The sequence below is a fragment of the Chloroflexota bacterium genome, assembly GCA_018648225.1.
Lineage (GTDB): Bacteria > Chloroflexota > Anaerolineae > Anaerolineales > UBA11858 > NIOZ-UU35.
In genome coordinates, this window is record JABGRQ010000137.1 from 1 (window position 1) to 392 (window position 392).

The 392-nt window shown below is 52.0% G+C and carries 1 pseudogene (running past one end of the window); it reads left to right on the plus strand.

Annotated features, from left to right (window positions below):
• Positions 1-5: 5 nt before the first annotated feature.
• Positions 6-392: pseudogene (ilvD, locus tag HN413_13535) on the plus strand (dihydroxy-acid dehydratase) (it continues 1,292 nt past the right edge of the window).

Genomic DNA, 392 nt, shown 5'->3' on the forward strand with positions numbered 1-392 from the left:
GAGAAATTATGCGATCTGACATCATTAAAAAAGGCTTCGAGCGAGCGCCCCACCGCTCTTTGTTGAAAGCCACCGGTGTGGTCAAAGATGGGGATTTTGATAAACCCTTCATCGCCATTGTTAATTCTTATATCGATATTGTTCCCGGCCATGTCCATTTGCAAGAGTTTGGCCGCCAGATCAAAGAAGCCGTGCGTGCTGCGGGTGGCGTGCCCTTTGAGTTCAATACCATCGGTGTGGATGATGGTATTGCGATGGGGCATCAGGGCATGAAGTTCAGCCTGCCCTCGCGCGAACTGATTGCCGATAGCGTCGAAACCATGATCCAGGCGCACCAGTTCGATGGCATGGTCTGCATCCCTAACTGCGACAAAATTGTGCCCGGCATGGCG